This window comes from Halorubrum halodurans (assembly GCF_002252985.1).
Lineage (GTDB): Archaea > Halobacteriota > Halobacteria > Halobacteriales > Haloferacaceae > Halorubrum > Halorubrum halodurans.
In genome coordinates this window covers 1-24,719 of record NZ_NHPJ01000064.1, presented here as the reverse complement: position 1 = coordinate 24,719, position 24,719 = coordinate 1, and the positions used below count along the sequence as shown (strand labels likewise).

The following is a 24,719-nucleotide window of genomic DNA, read 5'->3' as shown; positions in this document are numbered from 1 at the left end:
ATCACACACGAAACACCCGTCCCATTAGCACTCAAGATCTAACGACTGCTTCAGAATGAAAACGTTCGAACCCTCACTCTCTCTAGACCTGTCGCTCGCGGCGGAACAGCGGGCCGGGAGGGATTCGAACCCCCGACCGTCCGGTTAAAAGCCGGACGCTCTCCCTAACTGAGCTACCGGCCCGCGTCACTCGCTACGGCCAGACCACGGATAAACGTTTAGAAACGGCAGGGGACGCGGGGTCACTCCTCGGTCGGCGACGCGAAGCGGTCCTCGAGCGCGGTCGCGACGATCGTTCCCGGATCGACGTTCCGCATCGCCGCCCGCCGGCGGAGTTCGACGTACGTCTCGAGCGGGAGGTCGATCCCCAGCCGCCCGAGATCGACGCCGACCTCGCGGACCGCGTCGTCCACCTCCTCGCCGCCGCTGACCGCCGAGGCGACCGACCTGACCTCCCGCACGGTCATGTCGCCGTCGATGGCGGCCCACGCCAGGAGGTACCGGTCGGTCCCGCCGAGGCGCGCGACGTGTTTGGCCGCGCTCGGCGTGACGTGCCCGCGGGCGACCTGTCGTCGGATCGCCTGCGGGAGGTCGTGAACCCGCGCCCACTTGCGGATGAACGCGACGGTGACCTCCTCGCCGGCGCGGGCCGCGGCCTCCTTGTAGGAGCCGACGCCGCGGACCAGCGCCGCGCAGGCGGCGGCGCCGCGGAGCATCAACACGTGGTCGTCGTCGCCGACGTCGCCGGACGCGAAGCGGCGGACCGTCTCCGCGGCCTCGGCGACGCTCTCGGGATCGTCGGGATCGAACCCCACCGCCTCGGCCGCGCGCTCGCCGGTGACCGCCGGGTCCGAGCGAACGACGGGTTCGCCGACCGGCGATCGGCGGTCGGCGGGTGACTGCTCGTCCATACGCCTCCTTCGACCGCGGGCACATAAGGAGCCGGCACCGTGGCAGGTATCGCAGCCGCCTCGGAGAACGGGACCGGCGGGGGCTACTCGTCGTCGGCCGCGTCGCCCTCGCCGATCGCGGCGTCGGGGGCGGGGTTCCCGTCCCCGTCCCCGTCGCCGCCGGGGCCGCCGGCGACCAGCTCCTCGGCGAGCAGCGTCGGGGTCACGAGCGCCGGGTCGACGGCGAGGTCGGCGACGCCGGCGACGAACTCCGGCAGCGAGCGGTCCGCGTACGTCACGACCGTGACCGACGGGTTCAGCTCCTTCGCGACCGGGATGCCGGTCGCCTCGTCGGCGTCGGTCAACACGAGGTAGTCGGCGTCCGCGATCCCCGCCGTCTTCAGCGCCGACGCCGAGACGACGCCCTCGACCCGCGTCACCGCCGCGTCGAGCGCCGTCAACTCCTCGCCGACGCCGTGCTCGTCGGGTCCCGCGACGACCGCGGTCCGCGCGTTCCCCGCCATCACTCGTACTCGATGGTCGCCGGCGGCTTGTGGGTCACGTCGTAGACGACGCGGGCGACGTTCTCGTTCTCGCCCGTGATCCGGCTCTGGATCCGCTGGAGGGTGCTCCAGTCGATCTCCTGGGCGCGCGCGGTCATCCCGTCGCGGCTCTCGACCGAGCGCACGGCGACCACCCAGCCGTGGACCCGGTTGTCGCCTTTCACGCCGGTCGCCTTCCCGATCACGGCGCCGAACGCCTGCCAGGGGTCGTACTCGTCGAGCTCCTCCTCGACGACGTGACACGCCTCGCGGGCGACGTCGGCCTTCTCGGGGGTGACCTCGCCGACGACCCGGACGGCGAGTCCGGGGCCGGGAAACGGCATCCGCTCGGAGATGACGTCCTCGAGGTCGAGCGCGCGGGCGACCTCGCGAACCTCGTCCTTGTAGAGGTCGCGGACCGGCTCGACGATCCCCTCGAAGTCGACGACCTCCGGCAGGCCGCCCACGTTGTGGTGTGACTTGATGTTCCCCTCCGACTCGATGCGGTCGGGGTAGATCGTCCCCTGGACGAGGTAGTCGGCGTCGACGTCGCGGGCGACCGTCTCGAACTCGTCGATGAACCCCTCGCCGATGACGTGGCGTTTCTCCTCGGGATCGGTGACGCCCTCGAGGCGGTCGAAGAAGCGCTCCTGCGCCTCGATCACCCGCAGCGACTCCATGAAGGAGAACGTCTCGCGGATCTCGTCCGTCTCCCCCTTCCGCATCAGTCCCGTGTCGACGTACACCGGGGTGAGCCGGTCGCCGATCGCCTCGTACGCGAGCGTCGCCGCGACCGACGAGTCGACCCCGCCGGATAAGGCGATCACGGCGTTCGCGTCGCCGACCGCCTCGCTGATCTCGGCGGTTGCCTCCTCGATGAACTCCTCGGTATCGACCATTTATAGCCTCACGTCCGCGTTCCGCTCGGTTGTGTCCGTCGATCCCAGCGCCGCCTCGACGAGGGCGACGAACGGCGGGCTCGCCCGGTCCGGCCGCGACCGGAACTCGGGGTGCGCCTGCGTCCCGAAGAAGAACGGGTGGTCGGCCCGCTCGAGGATCTCCATCCGGTTGTCCGCGCGCCCGGAGAAGACGAGGCCGTCGGTCTCCAGCTGGTCGATGTACTCGGGGTTCACCTCGTAGCGGTGGCGGTGCCGCTCGGTACACGAGTCCGCGCCGTACACCTCGGCGGCGAGGGTGTCGGCCTCGATCGCGGTCTCGTGGGCGCCGAGGCGCATCGTCCCACCCATCTCCTCCGTCTCGTACTGCTCGGGGAGCAGGTCGATGACCGGGTGCGGCGTGTCGGCGTCGATCTCCGCGGAGTGGGCGTCCTCGAGCCCGAGCACGTTGCGCGCGTGCTCGACGACGGCCATCTGGAAGCCCAGACAGAGCCCGAGGAAGGGGACGTCGTTCTCGCGGGCGTACCGGATCGCCGCCACCTTCCCGTCGGTGCCGCGGGAGCCGAACCCGCCGGGGACGACGACCGCGTCCGCGCTCGCGAGCCGCGCCTCGTGTTCCTCGCTCGTCTCGTCGGCGTCGACCCACAGCACGTTGACCTCCGTCTCCGTCTGGATCCCGGCGTGTTTCAGCGCCTCGTGGATGGACATGTACGCGTCCTCCAGCGCGTACTTGCCCACGAGCGCCACGTCGATCTCGTCCTCGCGGTCGCGCGTGACGAGCTCGCGCCACTCCGTCGAGCGCTCGGCCTTCGGGAGCGCCTCGTCGGCGATCCCGAGCCGCTCCATCACGTACTCGTCTAACCCCTCGTCTTCCACCATCAGCGGGACGTGGTAGATGTCCTCGACGTCGGGGTTCGAGAAGACGGCGTCCGTGGGCACGTCACAGAACAGGGCGATCTTCTCCTTCGTCTCCGGATCCAGCCGGTCCGCACAGCGCCCGACGAGCACGTCCGGCTGGAGCCCGATGGAGCGCAGCTCCTTCACCGAGTGCTGGGTCGGCTTCGTCTTCTGCTCGCCGTTCTTCGAGTAGGGAACGAGCGTGACGTGCGCGAAGAGAATGTCCTCGTCGTCCTCCTCGTGGGCGAACTGCCGGAGCGCCTCGAGGAACGGCATCGACTCGATGTCGCCGACGGTCCCGCCGATCTCGATCAGACAGACGTCGCTCCCCTCGGCGGCCTCGCGGATGCGCCGCTTGATGTCGTCGGTGACGTGGGGAATGATCTGGACGGTCTTGCCGAGGTAGTCGCCGGCGCGCTCGCGCTCGATGACGTGCTGGTAGGTCTTCCCCGTGGTGACGTTGTGGTCGAACGTCATGTCGGTGCCGAGGAAGCGCTCGTAGTTACCCAGGTCCAGGTCGACCTCGCCGCCGTCCTTGAGGACGTACACCTCGCCGTGCTCGTACGGGTTCATCGTCCCGGCGTCGACGTTGAGGTAGGGGTCCACCTTCACCGCGGTCACGTCGAAGCCGGCGTTCGAGAGGAGTCGGCCGGTGCTGGCGGCGGTGATCCCCTTGCCCAGCCCGGACATCACCCCGCCCGTGACGAACACGAACTTCCGACCCAGCGACGGGTCGTATCCCGTGTCAGGATCCGTTGGCATATCGACCGTCCGTCAGGGGCCGGCAAAACCGTTTCGGAGGGGTTCCGAACCCGACCGAAACCACACGGTCGTCCGTGACGGTCGGGCCGGAACCGATCGTTCGTCGTCCGGGAACGATCCGCACGCGAGAACACGAGGAGGGAGATAGTCGGCGAGCGCGGCCGCGATCCCGTCCGTCGTCGCCGGTCAGGGCGCGAGCATCGGCTCCGGTCGACGGCGCTCCTCGACCGTCGCGTCACAGGCCGGGCACGTGTGGGTGGTCCGTCCGGGATCCTCGTCGACGATCCAGTCGCCGGGGAGGCCGCTCTCGTGGCCGCAGTCGGGGCAGAACAGCACCGCCTTCGGGCGCGGGTCCGCGTCGTCGGTGGAGGTGTGGTGGGTGGACACTGTCGGTGGACCCGGTAGGCGTTCGGCGGGAATAACGCTGTTGGCGGGGATCGATCGGGAGGGATCCGACGGACCGACTCGATCGATCTCCGGACGTGAGCGTTGGTAACGCTCCGATGGTTGCTGTACGGAGCACGATATCGGAATTCGGCGAACGGTTTCAAAGCCCCAGGGGTTCGGGTCTACGTCGTTGCCGGCGCGGTGAGCATCTCCCAAGCCCCAGTCGCGAGGACGCGCGCGCCTCGCTGCGGCTCCTGTCAGTCGCCGCGTCCCTCGCGGGCGGTTCGCGCCCTTCGGGCGCTCACCGGCGCGCCACCGTCCCGTTTCCCGTGTACGAGCCGCCGTCGTCACCGACGCCGAGTCGGGGTATTATGGTCCCGTCGGCGGTACCCCGGATCGATGACCGGACCCGGCGACGCCGACGGCGACGACGAGCGCGACCGACCCCGAGTCGTGATCAGCGACACGAAACTCACGAGCCTCGCGACCGAACGCGAGGTCTTCGGCGACGACGTGACTCTGAGACAGGACCCGCTGCGGTCGCCGGAGGCGGTGATCGAGGCGAACCCGGACGCGATCGTCGTCGACGCGGGGACGCCGATGACCGCCGCGGTCCTGGAGGGCTGTTCGCGCCTCCGGGCGGTCGTCCGCGCCGGCGTCGGCGTCGACAACGTCGACCTCGCGGCGGCCGACGCCACCGGCGTGGCCGTCTCGAACGTCCCGGACTACGGCACCGACGAGGTGTCCGCGCACGCGATCGGGCTCTGTGCGTCGCTCGTCCGCGGGATCCCCGCCGCGAGCGCCGACACCGCGGCCGGCGGCTGGGACTGGCAGATCAGCGCGCCGCTCCGGCGCCCCGAGGAACTGACCGTCGGCGTCGTCGGCTGCGGGCGGATCGGGAGCCGAACGGTGCGGAAGGCGGCCCCACAGTTCGGGGACGTCGTCGTCCACGACCCGTACGTGCCCGACGCGGCGATCCGGGACCTCGGTGCCGACCCCACGGGCTTCGCGGACCTCCTCCGCGAGAGCGACGTGATCTCCGTCCACACCCCGCTGACGCCGGAGACGCGGGAGATGTTCGACGCGGACGCCTTCGACACCATGCGCGAGCGCGACGACGCCGAGCCGGGAACGATCCTCGTGAACACGGCGCGCGGCGAGGTCGTCGACGCGGACGCGCTCGTCGACGCCTTGGAGGACGGGACGGTCCGGAGCGCCGGGCTGGACGTCCTCCCGGCCGAGCCGCCGGCGGACGACCGGCTTACCGGCCGCGACGATGTCGTCGTCACCCCGCACATCGCGTGGTACTCGGAGGAGTCGAAACGCGAGGTGCGACGCAAGGCGGCCGAGGAGGTCCGGCGATACCTCCGCGGCGCGGAGCCGGCGTACCGAGTCGACCCCGAGACGTACGGGAGCCCGGACGCGTACTGACACCCGACGCCGGGACGTAGCCGGATCCTCCGAGACCCGCCCGACCATAACGTTCAACACGCCACCGGATCGGGATCGGCGCATGAATCGAGCCCTCCTCCCCCCTGCGGTCGCGGCCGTCGTCGCGGCCGCGATCGGCGTGACACGCCGGCTCCCCCCGATCCTGATCGAACTGTCCCTCGAGATCCCGTCTCCCTCCGCCCTCTCCGTCTACATCGCCGGCAGTCGGTTCGTCTCGTTCGTGCTCGTCTACGGGCTGCTCCTCGGCGTCGCCTACCGGGTCGGCCGGGGGAGAGAGGGCGACCGCGGCGACGGGACGCTCGTGCTCGCGACCGGCGGCGTCGCCGCGGTCGCGTACCTCGTCGTGACCGCCGGAATACTCCTCTGGCTCGGCCCCGAGCAGCGGGCGATCGCGGCGGTCAGGCTGGTCGGATCGACCGTCAGCGTCGGCGTCCAGCTGGCGGTCGTGGCGTTCGCGGGACTGGCGCTGGGCCGGTCCCGACGCCCGGCGACCGCCGCGGACGCGTGACCGCGGCCACGCCCGTCCGACCGGACGGGTCGAGCCGAGCCGGACCGCAGGCGAGTCGCGGGCGAGTCGCGGACGAGCCGCGATCGGGGGGAGATCCTCCCGACGCTCCGCTCGAACCGCCCGCGATCGTTCCCGATCCCTGTACGCCCCGGAGAGCCGGCTTAACCCGACTACAATCCGGGTTAATCGGGCTTAACGGAGTTCCCCGCTTAAGCGAAGTCAGCGTCACGACCCGACCGGACATGAGCCAACGCACGATAGGCCTGCTGTTGATCGCGGTCGTCGCGGTCGGCGCGGTGACCGGCGTCGCGGCCGCCGAGGAGTCCCTCGGCGTGACAGTCGAGGACGCCGACGGCGAACCGACGGTCACGGTGACCGAGAACGACACGGCGGTCGAGAACGGGACGGTGATCGTGAGCGTCGCGGACGACGAGGCGAACGCCTCGTACGCGGGGACGGGCGAGTACGAAACCGACGAGAACGGGACGGTCTCGCTCCCCGCGCCCGAGGAGGACGTGGGGATCGAGGTGACCGCCACCGACGGCGACGCGACCGGGTCGACGCTCGCTCACCTCGACGCGCCCGACGGGCTCGAGGTGGAGGTCGACGACGCCGACGACGAGCCGGTCGTCACGGTGACCGACGACGACACGGCGGTCGAGAACGCCTCGGTGAACGTCACGACCGTGGACGGGGAGAACGCGACGAACGACGCCGCGGACGACGCCAACGCGACCTACGTCGGCGAGGGGAACTACACCACCGACGAGAACGGGACGGTGGAGCTGCCTGCTCCCGAGGAGAACGTCACCGTCGAGGTGACCGCGACGTTCGAGAACGAGGCGGCCACGACGACCGTGGACCTGACCGCCGGCGACGAGGTCGACGAGCGGCCGTTCGGCCAGCTGGTCCGCGAGTTCATCTCGAACCTCGAGGACCGTGACGGCGGCATCGGCGGCGCGGTCTCCGACTTCGTGACGGAGAACAACCCCGGCAACGCGCCCGACCACGCGGGCGGCCCCGAGGACCCGGACGAGGCGGACGATGACGACGGAAACGAGAGCGACGCCCCCGGCAACGCGCCGGACCACGCCGGCGGGGACGAGGACGGCGAGCGCGGTCCGCCGGCACACGCCGGTCCCGATGACGACGCGGACGACGACGAGTCGGAGGAGGAATCCGAAGAGGACGCGGACGATGACGAGTCGGAAGACGACGAGACCGAGGAGGACGACGCCGAAGAGGACGAGACGGAGGACGAGGAGGACGATGAATCGGAAGACGACGAGACCGAAGAGGACGATGCGGAGGACGACGAAATCGAAGAGGACGACGAGTCGGAAGACGACGCGGACGACGGTGAAGAGGACGACGCCGAGGAGAACGAGGACGACGACGACCCCGGAAACGGCAACGGACCGGGGAACGCTCCCGGCAACGGGAACGGGAACCAGCCGTAGTTGAGGATCGATCGGCGACCGAAGGCGATCACTTCTCTCGACCGCGACCCGGTGTCGGCATCGTTTAGTGTGCGGTGAGCGAAGCGAATCTCATGAGCGAGCAGACGTATCCGCCGGTCACGGAGCACCTTTCGGACCCCGAGACGGCCCGCGAGGAGGGGCGTCGCAAGATGGACTGGGCGCTCCAGCACATGCCGATCCTGAACGCGCTCCGCGAGGAGTTCGAGACGGAACAGCCCCTGGCGGGCGAGACGGTCGCGATGGCGATGCACGTCGAGGCGAAGACGGCGAACCTCGTCGAGCTGCTGGCCGACGGCGGCGCGGAGGTCGCCATCACCGGCTGTAACCCGCTGTCGACGCACGACGACGTCTCCGCGGCGCTGAACGACCACGAGGCGATCACCTCCTACGCGGTCCGCGGCGTCGACGACGAGGGGTACTACGACGCGATGCACGCGTGTCTCGCCCACGAGCCCACCATCACCGTCGACGACGGGATGGACATGGTGAAGCTCGTCCACGAGGAGTACCCCGCCCTGATCGACTCCATCCTCGGCGGCGCCGAGGAGACCACGACCGGGGTCCACCGCCTGCGCGCGATGGACGACGACGGCGAGCTCCACTATCCCGTCTTCGCCGTGAACGACACGCCGATGAAGCGGCTCTTCGACAACGTCCACGGCACCGGCGAGTCCTCGCTCGCGACCATCGCGATGACGACGAACCTCTCGTTTGCCGGCAAGGACGTCGTCGTCGGCGGGTTCGGCTACTGCGGCAAGGGCGTCGCGAAGAAGGCGGCGGGTCAGAACGCCAACGTGATCGTCTGCGAGGTCGACCCGCGCAAGGCCCTGGAGGCCCACATGGAGGGGTACGACGTGATGCCGATGGCGGAGGCCGCGAAGACGGGCGACGTGTTCGTCACGACCACCGGCAACCGCGACGTGATCACCCGCGAGCACTTCGAGGTCATGAACGACGGCGTCCTGCTGGCCAACGCCGGCCACTTCGACGTGGAGATCAACCTCGAGGAGCTCGACGACCTCGCGGTCGACCGCTTCGAGGCCCGCGACGGCGTCGAGGGATACGAACTGCCCGACGGGCGCGTGCTCAACGTGCTCGCCGAGGGGCGGCTCGTCAACCTCGCCGCCCCCATCGCCCTGGGCCACCCGGTCGAGGTCATGGACCAGAGCTTCGGCGTTCAGGCCGTGGTCGTCCGCGAACTCGTCGAGAACGCCGACGACTACGAGGCCGGCGTCCACGACGTCCCCGACGACCTCGACCGCGAGGTCGCCGAGATCAAGCTCGCGGCGGAGGGCGTCGACCACGACTCGCTCTCCGCGGAGCAGCGCGAGTACATGGGGAGCTGGGAGCACGGGACGTAAGCCGTCTCTCGGACGTTTTGGGCGATGTTACCGTGCGTGGCGTTTTATAGATAGGCGCGGTGGCGCGCCTCCGAGCGGCCGCCACGGGCGGCCGTGAGGAGCCCGCGAGGGAGTCAGTCGCCGGAGCGAAGCGGAGGCGACTGACGAGGCTGGGGAGGCGTGAGGTGCTGTGCGGAGCGGTGCGGGACTCGAAGGGGCAGTCGCCGGCGGCGGAACCGCCGGCTGCGGGAGGCGCGGAGCGCCTCGCTGCCGTGGGGGCTCGCGCGACTCGCTGTGCTCCTCACTCGGTCGCTGCTCTCCCTCGTTGCGGTGCTTGCGTCGTCGTGCTTCGCCCTCACGGCTGGGGCTTTGGCCGTGTTCACCGCGCCAGCAACTGCGTAGATCCGAGCGGCTGGGGCTTTGGCGGTCCCGTCTCTAACGACAATCCCTTCGGATTCTCATCCGGATCCCGCTTCGCAAACACTCTCGCCGGGATCCACGTCCTCCTCGCGCCCTTTTTGAACGCCAAACGCGTATGGGGGGTAGTGACGGTCACGAGCCTCCACGACCCGAGCCATCGCGAGGCGCTCTGGGAGCTCGAAAACGCCTTCGAGCGTGGGAACCTGGTGAGCCTCTTCGGCCGCTGTACGGTCTCCTACGAGGGCCGTGCCGCCTCCGACCTCGCTGCCGGCGACCGGCTCCTCCTGTTGAAACCCGACGGGGCCGCCCTCGTCCACACCGACGAGGGCCGCCAGCCGGTCAACTGGCAGCCGCCGGGCTCCGAACACCGCGCCGCGGTCCGGGAGGGGCGGCTCCGCGTGGTCTCCACCAGGACCACCCCCGACGAAACCCTCACCGTCCGCTTCTCGGACGTCCACCAGCTGTCGGCGATGCCGGTCACCGGCGGACGCGATCTGGACCTCCACGGCAGCGAGGAGGACCTCCGCACCCGGATCCTCGAACGCCCGGACCTGATCGAGGCGGGCTTCGAGCCGCGCGAGACGGAGCGCCCGTCCAGCGCCGGCCCGATGGACGTGTTCGGCGTCGACGCCGACGGCAATCCGGTCGTCGTGGAGCTGAAACGCCGGCGGGTCGGCCCCGACGCGGTCGGGCAGCTCGCCCGGTACGTGCGGGCGCTCCGCGAGGAGGTGGGGGTCGACGGGAACTCCCTCGACGCCGATGCCGATGGCGACGCCGACGGCGACGGCGACGCCGCCGAACCCGAAGTCCGCGGCGTGCTCGTCGCGCCCTCGGTCACCGATCGGGCCGCGGAGCGGCTCGCGGATCGGGGGTTCGATCACGTCGCGCTCGAGCCGACCCCGGAGGAGTGAGGCGGCTCGCCCCCGCACGTGCGACGTCTCCCGGCGTCCTCGCCGGCTCCGCCACGGTATCGAAGGCTTTATCGACGCAGCGGGGGCTACATCGGACAAGTAACCATGTCCGACAAACCCGCCTCTATGTACCGGACGATCGACAAGCCGTCGTACACCCGCCGCGAGTACATCACGGGCATCCCCGGCTCGAAGATCGCCCAGCACAACATGGGCGACCTCTCCTCGGAGCCCGAGGACTACCCCGTCGAGATCAGCCTCCGCGTCGAGGAGGAGCTCCAGATCCGCCACGGCTCGCTCGAGAGCGCGCGCCTGTCGGCGAACCGCCACCTGATCAAGGAGCTCGGCGAGGGCACCTACAAGATGACCCTCCGCAAGTTCCCCCACCAGGTCATCCGCGAGAACAAGCAGGCGACCGGCGCGGGCGCGGACCGCGTCTCCGACGGCATGCGTCAGGCGTTCGGCAAGCCCGTCGGCACCGCCGCGCGACTGAACAAGGACGACGTGGTCTTCACCGCCTACTGTGACGTCGACCAGGCGTCCGCCGTCAAGGAGGCGTTCCGCCGCGCGTACAACAAGCTCTCGCCGCCGTGCCGGATCACGGTCGAGCGCGGCGAGGAGCTGCTCGTCGCGTAGACGGCGGGTTCCCGATCCACACGTCGGCTCCGTCCCGTCCCCGTTCGGTTCTCCTCCCGTCCCGTACCCTCCCTACCCCCGCCGTCTCGTCCGCCGTCTCCGATCCGGAGCGGCGGCTTCCGAGACGAACCGCTGAAATACCCGCCTCGCGTACGGACGGACAGTGTCAAAGCAGTTGGCCGAGGTCGGGACGCTGTTCCTCCACGAGGCGCGGAGCGACTACACCGTGGTCGCGAACCGGGACGGGAGCCGGGTGCTTCGCGGTCGCCTGGAGCTGAAGGAGACGTCCGCGGGCCCGCGTCCCGGAAAGTTCCGCGTCCTCCGGGACGGCGAGGACCACCCCCGCTCCCCCGACGAGTTCGTCGACCTCGCCCGCGCGGCCTCCCGCATCCGGATCTCGGAGCAGACCTCCCCCGAGCGCCGCGAGCGCCTCCGGGAGATGCTCGACGGCTACCAGCTCGAGGCGATGACGGTTCGGACCTGCCGGCGCTGTGCGAACGACGGCCGCTACGGCCCGATCACGGAAGACACCGCGATCGAACACAACGGCGAGCACATCTGTCGGGACTGCGCCCGCCGCGAACTCGAGCGCGAGCTGTCGTACAAAGGCGAGTTCACCGGCGCGGCGGAGGAGCGGCTCGAGGAGCTGCTGTACGACTCGAAGGACCTCGACCGGATCGTCAACCTGCTTCAGGGCGGGCTCGATCCCGACCTCACGAAGTACGACGAGGTGTCCGCGACCGTCGAGGACGTCTCGCCGGTGCGGACCGACGAGCTCGACCTCCATCCGGCGCTGGCCGACCACGTCCAGGATCGCTTCGAGGAGCTGTTGCCCGTCCAGAGCCTCTCCGTGCGGAACGGGCTCCTCGACGGCGACGACCAGCTCGTCGTGAGCGCGACCGCGACGGGCAAGACGCTCGTCGGCGAGCTGGCCGGGATCGACCGGGCGCTGAAGGGCGACGGGAAACTCCTCTTTTTGGTCCCGCTCGTCGCGCTCGCCAACCAGAAACACGAGGACTTCGAGGACCGCTACGGCGACGTGCTGGACGTCTCGATCCGCGTCGGCTCCTCGCGGATCGCCGACGACGGCAACCGCTTCGACCCGAACGCCGACGTGATCGTCGGCACCTACGAGGGGATCGACCACGCGCTCCGGACCGGGAAGGACCTCGGCGACGTGGGGACCGTCGTCATCGACGAGGTCCACACCCTGAAGGAGGGCGAGCGCGGCCACCGGCTCGACGGGCTGATATCCCGGCTCAAGCACTACAGCGAGGATCGCATGGAACGTCACGAGGGATACGACGGCACGCAGTTCGTCTACCTCTCCGCGACCGTCGGCAACCCCGAGTGGCTCGCCGAGCGGCTGCGGGCGACGCTGATCGAGTTCGAGGAGCGCCCCGTTCCCATCGAGCGCCACGTCACCTTCGCGGACGGCCGCGAGAAGGCCGACATCGCCGACAAGCTCGTGAAACGCGAGTTCGACACGAAGTCCTCGAAGGGGTACCGCGGCCAGACGATCATCTTCACGAACTCCCGGCGGCGCTGTCACGAGATCAGCCGGAAGCTGCGGTACGACTCCGCGCCGTACCACGCCGGGCTCGACTACGGCCGCCGGAAGAAGGTCGAGCGCATGTTCGGGAACCAGGAGCTGTCGGCGGTCGTCACCACCGCGGCGCTCGCGGCCGGGGTCGACTTTCCCGCCTCGCAGGTGGTCTTCGACACGCTCGCGATGGGGATCGAGTGGCTCTCCGTCCAGGAGTTCTCCCAGATGCTCGGCCGGGCCGGGCGGCCGGACTACCACGACCGCGGCCGGGTGTACCTCCTCGTCGAGCCGGACGCGGTCTACCACAACTCGATGGATCGGACCGAGGACGAGGTCGCGTTCACCCTGCTCAAAGGCGAGATGGAGGACGTGGCGACCCACTACGACGAGACGGCCGCGGTCGAGGAGACCCTCGCGAACGTCGTCGTCGCGGGCAAGCGGGCCAAGCGGCTCAACGACCGGATGATCGGCGACGTGCCGACGAAACACGCGGTCGGGAAGCTCTTAGAGTGGGAGTTCATCGACGGCTTCTCGCCGACCCCGCTCGGCCGGGCGATCTGTCGGCACTTCCTCGCGCCCGACGAGGCGTTCCGGATCCTCGACGCGGTCCGGAGGGGGACCGATCCCTACGACCTCGTCGCCGACCTCGAACTGTACGACGACGAGGAGTGAGACCGAACCGACGAACGAAACGCTTTAGCGGCTCATGCCGGTAGTGAGAGGCGAGGGACCGTGGGTTAGCCTGGTATACTTCGGGCCTTGGGTGCCCGTGACCCCGGTTCGAATCCGGGCGGTCCCACTCTCGTTCGGGGTACGGACGCGACGAGCCGAGAGTGGCAACCGTCCGGATTCGACTCGAGGAGCGACGCGAACGGAGCCGCGAGGTCGGGCATCGGGACGCCGGCGGACTCGGCGGGCCCGATCGTGTCCTCCACGTCGCGGACGTCCTCCGAAGCCCGGAGTGTGAGTCCCGGTCCGAGCAAGGCTCGGTCGCGTCGCGAGGGCGCGTCGCTGCCGTCGGCGGTGTCGTCCGGTCACACCGTCGGTCAGTAGGGGCGCGGGCATCGCCGCTCGGCACTCACAGTTCCTGGCCGCAGTTCCGACAGAAGTTCGGGACGGGGTCGGCGTCGAGTTCCGCGCCGCAGGCCGGGCAGAACTCCGTCCCGGCTCCGTCGCCGGCGCTCGCAGCGCGGTTCCGCCACGCCGTCTCGATCCCTTCGACCGCGGTCTCGACCCGTCCGCCGACGTCGTCCCGCTCGATCACCGTTCGGAGCCGTTCGACCGTCCGGTCGTCGATCAGCGAGGGGTCCGCGTTCGCGGCCGCTTCGAGCGACTCCACCGCCTGCGCCCGAGCCTCGGTGTACGTGTCCCCCTCGGCCTTCGCCACGAGAGCGTCGAGGACCGCCGCGTCCGAGAGCAGGTCCGGCGCGGCCTCCCCGACGATGCCGAGCCGCGTGGCTGCGCCCGCCCGCACGAACTCGTTCTCGTCGGTCAGCCCCTGTGCGAGGTGCCGAACCGCCGTGGTCCCCGCAAGCAGTCCGGGCCGTTCGCTGCCGAGGATCCCGACGACGTCCTGACCGAACGTCCGGACGTCCACGCTCGGGTTGTGGAGCAGTCCGATCACGTCGGGGAGTCGATCGGCGACGAGGTCGGGGTGCTCCTTGGCGACCATCTCGACTCCCTGTGCCGCGTCGGCCCGCACGGCCGAGTCGTCGTGGCGGGTCAGTTCCAACAGGGCGTCGAGGTTGTCGTCGGTGGCGTCCGCCGGCGCGGCGTCGGCCATGTCCAGTGCCCGCTGCTGTCGGGCGGTGAGGTTGGCGGTCATCGGTCCGACACTTCGAACGGACGTACTTCAAACGGGGGGACGGCGCTCACGTGGTGCCGACCCGACAGCGTATTGCCGGTCGATGCCACACCGGATCGCATGACCATCGAGCCGGGCGACCGGGTCGCGATCGAGTACGTCGGACGGTTCGAGGACGGCACGGTGTTCGGAACCTCGAAGTACGCCGTCGCTGCCGAGACCGGCCTCGCCGCGGCGGAGGACCGGGACTCCGACGACTACGGGGCCCTCGCCTTCACCGTCGGCGAGGGCGAGGTGATCGAGGGACTCGACGACGCGGTCCGCGGGATGACGGTCGGGGAGGACGCCACGGTGGCGGTCCCGCCGGCGGCCGCGTACGGGGAGAGTCGCGACGACCGGGTCCGGGAGTACGACCGGGAGCCGTTCGAGGCGATGGTTGACGCCGACGCCGAAGTCGGGCTTCACGTCCACGCACGGAACGGACTCCACGGCGACGTGGTCGCGGTTCGGGAGGAGAGCGTCGAGGTCGATTTCAACCACGAACTCGCCGGAAGGACGCTCGTGTTCGACATCGAGGTCGTGAACCATCGCCCCGGCGGCGCCTCCGAGTCCGAGTGATCGCCGGCGCGGCTCCGAACCCGGAGCCACGCGGGACGCCCGTCGGCTCCGGCTCGGCAACCGGGCGCTCGCGGCGGTCGTCACCACGGCGGCGCCGGCGTCCGCCGTCGGCTTCCCCACCTCGCAGGTGCTCGTCGAACCCGATCGCAGCCGCCACGACTCGACGGAGATGACCGAGGACGAGGCGGCGTTCGAGCTCCCGACGGGCGAGATGGAGGACGTGGCGAGCCGGTACGGCGGGACCGCCGCCTCGTGTCGTCGCCGCGTTCGAGACGCCCCTACCGCCGCTTTCGCTTCAGCTCGCGCATCCCTGCGTACCCGCGGAAGGTGTCGGCGATCCACCGCCCCGCGGCGACGACCGCCTCGACCGGCCGCCGCCACCACGCCCTGGGCTCCTGCTCGGCGTCGTCAGTCCCGTTCGGTGCCATCGGTCCGAGCGGTTCGGTACCGGGACACATAGTCGTTCGTCCGACCGGCGGCTCCGACGCGCTCCGGCGCCGACGAGGTCGGTGCCGGCGCAGCCTGCCGTCGTCACCCTTCGGGGTCCGCGTCGTGCCGCCGCGGTCCCGTCCCCGAGCGACCGCCGTCTTTCGAAATCCTTTTGTCTCGATTCGGCCTTGGTCGAAATGCGAGCCGCCTTAGCTCAGACTGGGAGAGCACTCGACTGAAGATCGAGCTGTCCCCCGTTCAAATCGGGGAGGCGGCATTCCGGCTTCTCGAGTCGACTTACGTCCCCTCGTCGTCCGCGTCGTCGGTCCCGATCGCGTCCTGGAGGCGGTCGATGTCGGTGACCTTCTCCAGGTCGCCCATGGTGACGGGGGTGCCCTCGTCGGCGCGCTCCCCGCTCGCGACGCCGCTCGTGAGGATGCTTCGGACGCCCTCCTCGATGGACATGTCCACGTCCATGACGCGGTCGCGGGGGACGTGCGTCAGGAAGCCACCCGTGACGGGGTTCGGCGCGAGCGGGATGAACAGCGTGACCATCTCGTCGTGGCCGGCCGCCTCGGCGACCGTCGCCGGCGACGTGCTCGTCTCGAAGCCGATGACGTGGACGTCCTCGCCGAAACACTGGACGAGCTTTATCTCCTGGAAGTTCTCGGCCTCGTTGTCGAGCATCACGTCGCCCATCCGCCGGAAACTCTTGTAGACGGTCCCGATGCCGGGGATCGACGCGAGCACGAGGTCGACGACGTCTATCGCCCGTTCGCCGTACCGGTGGCGGCCGATCGACCCGACGACGACGACGATCCCCAGCAGGACGCCGACGGCGACGAGCTCCGTGAAGAAGTCGATGACGTAGCCGTAGACGTGTAACTCGATCAGCACGGAGACGAGGTCGGTCTCCCTGAACCACGCGATGACGCCGAACCACCTGAGCACCCCGATGAAGGGGGTCAACGCGCCGGTGATGAACTCGAGGGCGATCGTCAGCACGTACAGCGTGATCACGAGGGGAACGATGATCGCGATCCCCGTCATCAGCACGTCGAGCGTCCCGCCGTAGAGCGATTCGACCGTGTCTCGCGCCGGCCGCGAGGGATCGTCGGAGGAGTCTGGAGCCGCCATCCGTTCTTCTCACGAAAACCACCGTGAAAGCAGTGTCGCTCCGTCCCCCGCGTCCTGGAGGCGGTCGGTCCGGCCGTCGGCCGCATCGGCTCCCGTTATCAGCGCCGAAGGACGTGGCCGAACAGCAGCGGCGCGGCGAGGAGGGCCACCGGGACGGCGATCCACACCTGTCCCCCGAGCACGTCGTACTGTCCGAGCGTCACCGAGACGGGCGTCCCCTCGACGTACCCGACGAGGAACTCGAAGCCGACGGTCAGGACGGTCCAGCAGACGCCCACGGCCGCCAGCTCGGTCCGGCGGTAGTCGACCGACGTCGACCGGACGAAGCCGTACGCGACGAGGAGGATCGCGGCGACGAGCAGGGCGGTACTGAGGAGGTGCGCGGCGCGATGACCGAGCCGCGACACGAGCACGACCTCCCTGAACCCACCGTTGAGGACGGCGAGGACCGCCATGAGCGCCCAGACGGCGAGCGGCCGACGGAGCGCCCGGAGCCGTACGGGGTCCGGTCGGTCCTCGGTTCCTTGCGGGGTTCGCGAACTCATTCGGCTCCGTCTCTCCGCGCGACGAAAAAAGCGTGTCGGGAACGCCCGCCGGTACACGAGCAGAGAGACCGGGGACTCGCCCGCGTCAGGCCGCGTCGACGGCCTCGAGCAGCGCGTCGTAGTCGGGTTCGTTCGTCGGGTCGTCGGCGACCCAGGCGTACGTCACGGTACCCTCGTCGTCGAGGACGTACACCGCCCGGTCGGCGACGTCGTAGAGCCCGAGCTCGGGCAGATCCATCGAGAGGCCGTACGCCTCGATCGTGTCGCCGTCCATGTCGCTCACGAGGTCGAACGCGAGGTCGTGCTCGTCGGCGAAGGCGCCGAGCGAGAACGCCGAGTCGGCGCTGATCCCGAACAGGGTCGCCCCGGCCGCCTCGAAGTCGTCGTACCGCTCCTGAAGCGCCACCATCTCGTTGCTGCACGGGGGCGTGAACGCGCCGGGGAAGAAGGCGAGGACGACCGGCCCGTCGCCGAGGTGCTCCTCGAGATCGAACGTCTCGTGGTCGGATCCCTTGTACGTCGCGGTGAACGTCGGTGCGGTGTCGCCGGTCGAGACCATACGTGCCGGAGGGCACGTAGCGTTCTAAAACTGTCGTGGTGGCTCCGTCGACGCGAACCGTGGTCCTCGTTCACAGTCCTCCAGCGAGTATAAACGTCGACGCCGCGTACGACCACTCCGTCCCGACCGATCCATGATGCTCCCGACACACGCGATGGTGGGCCTGGCGATAGCGGCACCGCTCGTCTCCATCGCGCCCGAGATCGCTCCAGCGGCGCTCGCCGGCGCGCTCGCCGGGAGCGTCGCGCCCGACCTCGACCTGTACGCGGGCCACCGTCGAACGCTTCACTACCCCACCGTGTACGCCCTCCTCGCGGCTCCGGCGGTCGTCGCCGCGTCGCTCGTGACCCTCCCCGCGACGGTCCTCTTCGCCGCGTTCCTGCTCGGCGCGACGGTCCACTGTCGGATGGACCGCTACGGCGGCGGGCTCGAGCTGCGTCCTTGGGAGGGGACCTCCGAGCGCGCGGTGTACGACCACGTCCGCGGCCGCTGGCGACGACCGAAACGCTGGATCCGGTACGACGGTTCGCCGGGGGACCTGACGCTCCTCGCCGGGCTGTCGCTCCCGCTTCTCGTCGTCCTCGACGGACCCTTCCGGCTCGTCGCGGCGGCCGCGCTCGGCGTCGGCGTCGCGTACGTCGCGCTCCGTCGGCGGCTCGCCTCGATCGCGCCGACCGTCTTCGGATACGCCCCCGAGCGGCTGTCGCGGTACGTCCCGGACCGATACCGGCAGTAGTCCCGTCGGCCCGCGGAGTCGCCTCGGGACGGCGTCACAAACACTTTTCACTGCGTGTTGGTAGGTTCTCACGTATATGAGCGGGACCCACGAGGCGATCCGCGTCCTCCACGTCGACGACGATCCGGGTCTCGCGGAGCTGATCGCGGAGTTCCTCGAACGCGAAGACGACCGGATCGAGGTCCGAACCGAGCACGACGCCGAGGCGGGACTGCGCGCGCTGGCCGACGTCGAGATCGACTGCGTCGTCTCCGACTACGACATGCCCGGCCGCGACGGGATCGAGTTCCTCCGGGCCGTCCGCGAGGACCACCCCGACCTCCCCTTCGTCCTCTTTACCGGGAAGGGGTCGGAGGAGGTCGCGAGCGAGGCGATCTCCGCCGGCGTCACGGACTATCTCCAGAAACGTGGCGGGAGCGAACAGTACGCCCTCCTCGCGAACCGGATCCGCAACGCGGTCGAGGCCGACCGGGCCCGCGAGCTGCTGGCGGAGCGTACCCGCCGTCTCGAGACGCTCATCGAGAACCTTCCGGGGATGATATACCGGTGCCGGAACGCCCCGGAGTGGCCGATGGAGACCGTCGAGGGCGAAGTCGAGTCGCTCACCGGCTACACGGCCGAGACGCTGGAGCGAAACGAGGTGGTCTGGGGCGAGGAGGTGATCCACCCGGACGACCGCGAGGACGCCTGGACAGCCGTCCAGACGGCGATCGAGGCGGACGGCACCTACGAGGTCACCTACCGGATCCACACCAAGGACGGCGCGACGAAGTGGCTCTGGGAGCGCGGACGCGCCGTTCACGACGACGGCGGCGGCCTCGAGACGCTCGAGGGGTTCATCACCGACATCACCGACCGGAAGGAGCGCGAACGGCGGCTCGAGCGGACCACGACCCGGCTCGAGGCGCTCTTCGAGAACTCTCCCGACATGATCGACGTCCACGACGACGAGGGGACGATCCTCGACGCGAACCCCCGACTGTGCGCGGAGACGGGCTACGACGAGACGACGCTGGTCGGGATGAAGGTCTGGGAGCTCGACGCCCGTCTCGATCCGGCGGACGCCCGAGCCATCTGGGCAGGGATGGACCGCGACGACCGCGTGGAGCTCGAAAGCGAGTTCGTGCGACGGGACGGGTCGCGGTTCCCCGTCAGGGTCCACCTCAGGCGCTTCGACATCGACGGCGAGAAGCGGTTCCTGGCGAGCAGCCGGAACGTCGCCGAGCGGAGACGGCGGGAGCGGAAGCTCGAGGAGCTGCGGGAGCGGACCCGGAAGCTCAACTACACGCGGACCGTCGAGGAGACGACGCGGCTGGCGACGGAGGCCGCCGACGAGATCATCGGCGCGTCGCTGACGGGCGTTCACCTCCTGAACGACGAGGGCACCCGGCTCGAGCTGTCGGCGTTCGCCGAGGGGGTCCCCGAGCTGTTCGACGAGCTGCCCAGTTACGACCGCTCCGCGCCGCCGGGGTCCCGCGCGCACCTCGTCTGGGAGGCGTTCCGCGGCTCGGAGTCGGTTCACCTCCGGGACGTCTCCGCCTCGTCTCGGGTCACCGAGGAGACGCCGGCCGGGAGCGTCGTGCTCCACCCCATCGGCGACCACGGCGTCTTCGTCATCTCCTCGTCGGAGCCGAACGACTTTACCGAGACCGACGTGCTCCTCGTCGAGATCCTGGCGAACTACCTCGAGGCGGCGCTCGACCGCGTCGCCCGCGAGGAGACGCTTCGAACGCGCGAGAACCGCCTCGAGCGCCTCCACGACGCGACCCGCGAGCTGATCCGCGCCGGCTCGAGGGTGGACGTCGCCGACCGCGTGATCGAGGCCGTCGAGGGGATCCTCGGCTTCTCGGTCGCCGTGGTCCGGCTCTACGACGCCCAGGAGGACGGGCTCGTTCCGGCGGCCACCTCGGAGGCCGTCTCCGACGTCGTCTCGGAACGCGAGGTGTTCTACCCCGATTCGGGAAGCCTCAACTGGGCGGCCTACGAGGCCGGCGAGGTCCGCGTGTACGACGACATCGAGGCGGAACCGGACGCGGTCGACCAGGGGACGGGTCTGCGGAGCCTGCTGCTCCTGCCGATGGGCGAGCACGGCACCCTCTCGATCGGCGAAACGACGCCGAACGCCTTCGACTCGACCGACGAGTTCCTCGCGCGGATCCTCTCGACCGCGGCCGAGACCGCGCTGGACGAGCGCGAGCGCGAACGGGAACTCCGGCGCAGCCGCGACGAACTCAAACGCCAGAACGAGCGCCTCCAGGAGTTCGCCGACGTGGTGAGCCACGACCTCCGGAACCCGCTCACCGTCGCCGAGGGACGGCTCCGACTCGTCGAGGAGGAGTGTGAAAGCGAGCACCTGGAGGACGTGGCGAGCGCGCACGACCGCATGAACGAGCTGATACAGGACCTTCTCATGCTGGCCCGCGAGGGCGAGGCGGTCGGCGACCTCGAGCCCGTCCCCCTCGTCGACCTGCTCGAGGGCTGCTGGGATCACGTCGATCGGCCGTCCGGCGCCCGGCTCCACGTCGATGTCGACCGGACGGTTCGGGCGGACCGGACCCGCCTCCAGCAGCTCTTCGAGAACCTCCTCCGGAACGGCGTGGAACATGGTTCCACGGGCAGCCGGACCGCGTCCGGCGACGGCGTGGAACACGACGGTTCGGGCGACGGCGGCGCCGTGACGATCACCGTCGGCGAGCTGCCGGACGGGACCGGGTTCTACGTCGAGGACGACGGCGTCGGCATCCCCCCGGACGCCCGCGAGGACGTGTTCGATCCGGGGTACTCCACCGACGAGGGCGGCACCGGGTTCGGGCTCAGCATCGTCAGACAGGTGGTCGAGGCCCACGGGTGGGAGATCCGGGCCGTCGAGGGAGCCGAGGGCGGCGCGCGCTTCGAGATCACCGGCGTCGAGTTCGTGGACTGACGGCGCCGCGACGCGTGGGCCGCCGCCGGGTCGCTACGGCTCCACCCGGTAGACGTACCCACCACAGCCGCACTGGTCGACGACCGCCGCGGTCGCCTCGGGGAACTCCTCCCGAAGCCGGTCGCCGAGGTACGGCTCCGGATCCCCGTGTTCGGGATGCGTGACGAGGTTCACGTGGTGGGCCGGATCCGTCCGCGCCACCGCGCGGAGGGCGTGGTCGACGAGCGACTCCCTGTCGTCCGCGTACCGGTCGCGTTCGAGGTTCGCCGACCACGAGCCCGCGTGGTCCTCCCTGAGGAACGCGGGGAGGTCGTCGTCGCGATCGGTGTCGGGGTCATCGGCGACGTCGTTGGCGGTGGCGGGGTCGTCGGCGTCGGTGACGGTGGCGTCGCGCTCGGCGGCGTCGGTCTCGCTCATACCGTACGGTCGTCGCCGCGGGACCCTGTCCCACCGGGCGAACGTGTTCGGGATCGGATCGAAGGGGTCGGGGATCGGCTCGCGGCGGGCCGTCCGCCCTAGCGCACCACCGTCACCGACACCGGCGACCCGCGGAAGACGGTCTGGGCGACGTTGCCGACGAGCAGCCGGTCGACGAGCGACCCGTCGTGGGTCCCCACCACCACCGTGTCGAACTCCTCGGCGCGCTCGACGATCCGTTTGCCGGGTCGCCCGACCGCCACCTCGACGTCGACCGTCGCGTCGTACGCGGCCGCGATCTCCCGTGCCCGGTCGATCACCTCCTCGGCCTGGTCGCGCATCTCGCCCTCGAGGTCCTCGGCGAGCGCCATCCCCGCGGCCTCGCCCATCATCGAGGAGGGCTCCCCGGTGACGTGGAGGACCACGATCTCCGCGTCCCCGTGGACGTCGAGCGCGTACCGGAGGGCCCGTTCGGCGACGTCGGAGCCGTCCATCGCCACGAGCACGCGTGTTATCATACCACAATGTACGCGTCGCGAGGGTATAAATCCCGACGCGTGTCCCGACGTCCGCCGTCGACCCGTCGGCCTTTTAGGCTCCTCTCCAGTACCGATCGACGTGACTCACCGGGGTGACCGCGACCGTGTCGGCGAACCGTAAGGGCGACCGCCGCGAGCGTGAGCTCGTCAACGCGCTTGACGACGCGGGCTTCGCCGTGATGCGCGCGCCGGCCAGCGGCTCCGCGACCGAGCGGGAGCTTCCGGACGTGCTCGCGGGGAACGGCGACACCTTCTACGCGATCGAGGCGAAGTCCAGCGCCGGCGACCCGATCTACCTCTCCGGCGAGGAGGTGGAGGCGCTGCTCTTCTTCGCCCGCAACTTCGGCGCGAAGGCGCGCATCGCGGTCCGGTTCGACCGCGAGGACTGGTACTTCTTCCATCCCGGCGACCTGTACACGACCGACGCCGGCTCCTATCGCGTGAAAAAGGAGAAAGCGCTCGCCGAGGGGACGGACTTCCCCGAGTTCGTCGGCGAGACGGAGAAGGTGACCCTCGAGGAGGTCGCGACCGACCCGGACGAGGAGCGCCGCGAGGTCCTCGAGGCCGTCCGGGACGGCCACATGTCGGTCGAGGACGCCCTCGACGTGTTGTAAATTACCTCGGCGGACCACGGTGGCGCGCGCCGTGAGCGGCCCGGCGGGCCGCGAACGACTCGTGCGAGGGATGTCGCGAGCGAAGCGAGCGACGAGGCTGGGGAGAGGTGAGGTGCGGTTGCGGTGCTGTGCGGGGTGGGACTCAACGGGGCAGTCGCCGGCGGCAACGCCGCCGGCTGCGGGAGGCGCGGAGCGCCTCGCTGCCGTGAGGGCGAAGCACGACGACGCAATCACCGCAACGAGGGAGAGCGGCGACCGAGTGAGGAGCACGGCGAGTCGCGCGAGTCCCGCGAGCGTGAGCGAGCGGGACCACGAAAGTCGCAGCCTGCGCAGCGAAGCGAGCAGGAACGTCTTTCGGAGGTCCTCACGGCTGGGGCTTTGGCCGTGTTCACCGCGCCAGCAACGACGTATGACCGAGCGGCCGGGGCTTTGGCGGCGTTCCCCGACGTGGCCTCAACTACGTATCGACGAGCGGCCGGGGATCGGAGACGATCACCGCGCCGGCAACGACGCCGTCTCCTCTCTCCTCACTCCTCGCGATCGACGTCGACCGGCACCAGCCGCGAGGCCGGAAAGCCGTACCGCCTGGCGTCGTCGATCCCGTGGGCGGGTCCGAGCGACTCCGCGTACACCGCCTCGACGACGGGTTCGTGCGCGCCGTAGGCCGCGTTGGTCGGGTACGCCTCGATCGCCCGCCCCTCGTCGGTCCGGTACTCGTCGGCGCGACGGTCCGTGACGCGGGTGACGACGAGGAGCTCCCCCGTCTCGCGGTCGGAGACGGCGTCGCCGCGCTCGAAGCCGTGTCGCGCACACAGCCGCGGCCCCGACGCCGCGAACGGGACGAACGTCTCGACCCCGCAGACCGCACAGACGCCGACGCGCTCGTCCGGGGCGGGGAGCCGCCCCTCAGTCACCTCGATGGCGACCCGCCGCAGGTGCTTACACCGCTCCCCGCGGATCTCGTGGTCCGGGCAGCTACAGGTCCCGGCGTCGAGCGCGACGACGTAGGTCCCACCCTCGGTCTCGACGACGTACCGTCGGTCCCGGAGGGGACGCACCGTCATCGGCTCGCGTTTCGCCCGTTCGGACCGCCCGTCCTCGCGGTCCGCGTCGGCGGCGTCACGGGCGCGGTCCGAGACCTCGCGGTCCCCGCGGTCCCGCCGGTCACGGGCGCGGTCCGCATCGCCGCCGCCGCGCTCGTCGACCGGGGCCGACGCGGGCGGGATCCGTTCGTGAGTCATGGTCGTCGCCGGGGCTCGGCTCGCGCTCACCTACGGTCCCGCCGGAGTTAACGTGTCGGGCGTCGGCCGAGGATCGTCGACGCCGCGGCGGCCGNNGGAAATCGATGCGGAGCTGCGTCGACAGATCACCGTCTCGCTCGCGGCTGCGATGGTGTTCGTCGCCGGACTGGTCGCCATCGGCGTCACGTTCGACGGCTCCTCGCTCCCCGAATCCGGCGCGCTCGCGCTGGTCGGGCTCCTCACGGGTTTCGTGTTACTGATGGCGCTCGTCGGCGCGTACCTCATCCGGTCGAAGGATCCCGACGCCTGACGGCCGACGACCTCACTTCTCGACCGGCTCTCCCGCCCCGGCACCCCCGGTGCCGGGGCGGGAGAGCCGGTCGAGAAGTGAGGTCGTCGGCCGTCAGGCGTCGGGATCCTTCGACCGGATGAGGTACGCGCCGACGAGCGCCATCAGTAACACGAAACCCGTGAGGAGCCCGACCAGCG

25 protein-coding genes, 3 tRNA genes and 1 pseudogene are annotated in these 24,719 nt (G+C 70.2%); 14 read left to right on the top strand and 15 right to left on the bottom strand.

What is annotated here, in order from left to right; translation table 11 throughout:
- Positions 1–109: 109 nt before the first annotated feature.
- From DJ70_RS06345 to DJ70_RS06320, 6 genes are all read right to left on the bottom strand, one after another.
- Positions 110–183, bottom strand: a tRNA-Lys gene (locus tag DJ70_RS06345).
- Between the two features lie 59 nt (positions 184–242).
- Positions 243–911 carry a DUF7119 family protein gene (locus tag DJ70_RS06340; RefSeq protein WP_094531185.1) on the bottom strand — a complete coding sequence of 223 codons (669 nt, stop codon included), beginning with the start codon at positions 909–911 and terminating at the stop codon, positions 243–245.
- Positions 912–994: 83 nt separating this feature from the next.
- The gene (locus DJ70_RS06335) at positions 995–1,414 is read right to left on the bottom strand and encodes a DUF7126 family protein (RefSeq protein ID WP_245810725.1); all 420 of its coding nucleotides are present in this window, start codon (positions 1,412–1,414) and stop codon (positions 995–997) included.
- The gene (guaA, locus tag DJ70_RS06330; RefSeq protein WP_094531183.1) at positions 1,414–2,331 is read right to left on the bottom strand and encodes a glutamine-hydrolyzing GMP synthase; all 918 of its coding nucleotides are present in this window, start codon (positions 2,329–2,331) and stop codon (positions 1,414–1,416) included. Before guaA ends, DJ70_RS06335 begins: the two co-directional genes overlap by 1 nt.
- Entirely contained in the window at positions 2,332–3,987 is a 1,656-nt protein-coding gene (locus DJ70_RS06325; RefSeq protein WP_094531181.1) for a CTP synthase, read from the bottom strand.
- 186 nt (positions 3,988–4,173) lie between these two features.
- Positions 4,174–4,374, bottom strand: a complete 201-nt coding sequence (locus DJ70_RS06320; protein WP_094531179.1) for a hypothetical protein — start codon at positions 4,372–4,374, stop codon at positions 4,174–4,176.
- Positions 4,375–4,773: 399 nt separating this feature from the next.
- Here DJ70_RS06320 and DJ70_RS06315 point away from each other — a divergent pair, with 399 nt between their 5' ends.
- From DJ70_RS06315 to DJ70_RS06280, 8 genes are all read left to right on the top strand, one after another.
- The gene (locus tag DJ70_RS06315) at positions 4,774–5,805 is read left to right on the top strand and encodes a C-terminal binding protein (RefSeq protein ID WP_094531177.1); all 1,032 of its coding nucleotides are present in this window, start codon (positions 4,774–4,776) and stop codon (positions 5,803–5,805) included.
- Between the two features lie 82 nt (positions 5,806–5,887).
- Complete coding sequence (locus DJ70_RS06310; RefSeq protein WP_094531175.1) at positions 5,888–6,334, top strand: hypothetical protein; 447 nt, start codon at positions 5,888–5,890, stop codon at positions 6,332–6,334.
- Positions 6,335–6,576: 242 nt separating this feature from the next.
- Positions 6,577–7,794, top strand: a complete 1,218-nt coding sequence (locus DJ70_RS06305; protein WP_094531173.1) for a hypothetical protein — start codon at positions 6,577–6,579, stop codon at positions 7,792–7,794.
- A gap of 92 nt (positions 7,795–7,886) precedes the next feature.
- On the top strand, positions 7,887–9,176 hold the full coding sequence (locus tag DJ70_RS06300) for an adenosylhomocysteinase (protein WP_094531171.1): 1,290 nt from the start codon (positions 7,887–7,889) through the stop codon (positions 9,174–9,176).
- 524 nt (positions 9,177–9,700) lie between these two features.
- On the top strand, positions 9,701–10,486 hold the full coding sequence (nucS, locus tag DJ70_RS06295) for an endonuclease NucS (protein ID WP_094531169.1): 786 nt from the start codon (positions 9,701–9,703) through the stop codon (positions 10,484–10,486).
- 105 nt (positions 10,487–10,591) lie between these two features.
- Entirely contained in the window at positions 10,592–11,122 is a 531-nt protein-coding gene (locus DJ70_RS06290; protein ID WP_094531167.1) for a 50S ribosomal protein L16, read from the top strand.
- 163 nt (positions 11,123–11,285) lie between these two features.
- Complete coding sequence (locus DJ70_RS06285; protein ID WP_094531165.1) at positions 11,286–13,340, top strand: DEAD/DEAH box helicase; 2,055 nt, start codon at positions 11,286–11,288, stop codon at positions 13,338–13,340.
- 54 nt (positions 13,341–13,394) lie between these two features.
- A tRNA-Pro gene (locus DJ70_RS06280) sits at positions 13,395–13,467 on the top strand.
- A 64-nt stretch (positions 13,468–13,531) separates the two neighbouring features.
- Here DJ70_RS06280 and DJ70_RS17750 read toward each other — a convergent pair.
- Positions 13,532–13,651: pseudogene (locus DJ70_RS17750) on the bottom strand (DoxX family protein); the annotation flags it as partial.
- A 95-nt stretch (positions 13,652–13,746) separates the two neighbouring features.
- Positions 13,747–14,493, bottom strand: coding sequence for a HEAT repeat domain-containing protein (locus DJ70_RS06270; protein WP_094531163.1), 747 nt, complete (start codon positions 14,491–14,493; stop codon positions 13,747–13,749).
- A gap of 99 nt (positions 14,494–14,592) precedes the next feature.
- On the opposite strand from DJ70_RS06270, the gene DJ70_RS06265 reads away from it, so the two are divergent.
- Positions 14,593–15,090 (top strand): FKBP-type peptidyl-prolyl cis-trans isomerase, encoded by a 498-nt coding sequence (locus tag DJ70_RS06265; protein WP_094531161.1) that lies wholly within the window; start codon positions 14,593–14,595, stop codon positions 15,088–15,090.
- Positions 15,091–15,368: 278 nt separating this feature from the next.
- On the opposite strand, the gene DJ70_RS17305 is transcribed toward DJ70_RS06265, so the two are convergent.
- A complete protein-coding gene (locus DJ70_RS17305; protein WP_179233990.1) occupies positions 15,369–15,518 on the bottom strand; it encodes a hypothetical protein in 150 nt (49 codons plus the stop codon).
- 204 nt (positions 15,519–15,722) lie between these two features.
- Here DJ70_RS17305 and DJ70_RS06260 point away from each other — a divergent pair.
- Positions 15,723–15,796, top strand: a tRNA-Phe gene (locus DJ70_RS06260).
- A 20-nt stretch (positions 15,797–15,816) separates the two neighbouring features.
- On the opposite strand, the gene DJ70_RS06255 is transcribed toward DJ70_RS06260, so the two are convergent.
- The 3 genes from DJ70_RS06255 to DJ70_RS06245 form a co-directional block, all read right to left on the bottom strand.
- Positions 15,817–16,656, bottom strand: a complete 840-nt coding sequence (locus tag DJ70_RS06255; RefSeq protein ID WP_245810724.1) for a DUF502 domain-containing protein — start codon at positions 16,654–16,656, stop codon at positions 15,817–15,819.
- A gap of 98 nt (positions 16,657–16,754) precedes the next feature.
- A complete protein-coding gene (locus DJ70_RS06250; protein ID WP_094531159.1) occupies positions 16,755–17,201 on the bottom strand; it encodes a hypothetical protein in 447 nt (148 codons plus the stop codon).
- An 85-nt stretch (positions 17,202–17,286) separates the two neighbouring features.
- Positions 17,287–17,760 carry a redoxin domain-containing protein gene (locus tag DJ70_RS06245; protein WP_094531157.1) on the bottom strand — a complete coding sequence of 158 codons (474 nt, stop codon included), beginning with the start codon at positions 17,758–17,760 and terminating at the stop codon, positions 17,287–17,289.
- Between the two features lie 133 nt (positions 17,761–17,893).
- Here DJ70_RS06245 and DJ70_RS06240 point away from each other — a divergent pair, with 133 nt between their 5' ends.
- Both DJ70_RS06240 and DJ70_RS06235 read left to right on the top strand, forming a co-directional pair.
- Positions 17,894–18,496: a hypothetical protein gene (locus DJ70_RS06240; RefSeq protein ID WP_094531155.1), complete on the top strand. Its 603-nt coding sequence runs from the start codon at positions 17,894–17,896 to the stop codon at positions 18,494–18,496.
- 76 nt (positions 18,497–18,572) lie between these two features.
- Positions 18,573–21,419 carry a hybrid sensor histidine kinase/response regulator gene (locus DJ70_RS06235; protein ID WP_094531153.1) on the top strand — a complete coding sequence of 949 codons (2,847 nt, stop codon included), beginning with the start codon at positions 18,573–18,575 and terminating at the stop codon, positions 21,417–21,419.
- A 33-nt stretch (positions 21,420–21,452) separates the two neighbouring features.
- Here DJ70_RS06235 and DJ70_RS17745 read toward each other — a convergent pair whose 3' ends face one another.
- Both DJ70_RS17745 and DJ70_RS06225 read right to left on the bottom strand, forming a co-directional pair.
- On the bottom strand, positions 21,453–21,836 hold the full coding sequence (locus DJ70_RS17745; protein ID WP_143420943.1) for a CGCGG family putative rSAM-modified RiPP protein: 384 nt from the start codon (positions 21,834–21,836) through the stop codon (positions 21,453–21,455).
- Positions 21,837–21,934: 98 nt separating this feature from the next.
- Positions 21,935–22,354, bottom strand: coding sequence for a universal stress protein (locus DJ70_RS06225; protein ID WP_094531151.1), 420 nt, complete (start codon positions 22,352–22,354; stop codon positions 21,935–21,937).
- Positions 22,355–22,467: 113 nt separating this feature from the next.
- Between DJ70_RS06225 and hjc the strand changes: the two genes are divergently transcribed.
- On the top strand, positions 22,468–22,989 hold the full coding sequence (gene hjc, locus DJ70_RS06220) for a Holliday junction resolvase Hjc (RefSeq protein WP_094531149.1): 522 nt from the start codon (positions 22,468–22,470) through the stop codon (positions 22,987–22,989).
- A 527-nt stretch (positions 22,990–23,516) separates the two neighbouring features.
- On the opposite strand, the gene DJ70_RS06215 is transcribed toward hjc, so the two are convergent.
- Positions 23,517–24,230, bottom strand: coding sequence for an SWIM zinc finger family protein (locus DJ70_RS06215; RefSeq protein WP_245810723.1), 714 nt, complete (start codon positions 24,228–24,230; stop codon positions 23,517–23,519).
- A gap of 52 nt (positions 24,231–24,282) precedes the next feature.
- Between DJ70_RS06215 and DJ70_RS17740 the strand changes: the two genes are divergently transcribed.
- Positions 24,283–24,540: a DUF7472 family protein gene (locus tag DJ70_RS17740; RefSeq protein ID WP_179233989.1), complete on the top strand. Its 258-nt coding sequence runs from the start codon at positions 24,283–24,285 to the stop codon at positions 24,538–24,540.
- Positions 24,541–24,719: the final 179 nt, after the last annotated feature.